Raw genomic sequence first — 235 nt, forward strand, 5'->3', positions numbered from 1 at the left:
TTTCTGAGCATCCAACTTTTGTTGGAGCGGAGAAATACAAATTGTCATTAACGAAGGATTGAAATACATTCTTTTAATTAATGCCAGCAAGAAATGAGCAGGAGAAAAATGAAGTTCAATTTTTCTTTACTCATTCTCTTCTATTATGGAGAGTTTGATCCTGGCTCAGGACGAACGCTGGCGGCGTGCCTAATACATGCAAGTCGAGCGAACAATAAGGAGCTTGCTCCTTATT

1 rRNA gene is annotated in these 235 nt (G+C 39.1%); it reads left to right on the top strand.

Annotation, left to right across the window (positions count from 1 at the left end):
• Window positions 1–142: 142 nt before the first annotated feature.
• Window positions 143–235: ribosomal RNA gene (locus FILTAD_RS15625) — 16S ribosomal RNA — on the top strand; the annotation flags it as partial.

The sequence above is a fragment of the Filibacter tadaridae genome (genome assembly GCF_900609045.1).
GTDB classification, from domain to species: domain Bacteria; phylum Bacillota; class Bacilli; order Bacillales_A; family Planococcaceae; genus Sporosarcina; species Sporosarcina tadaridae.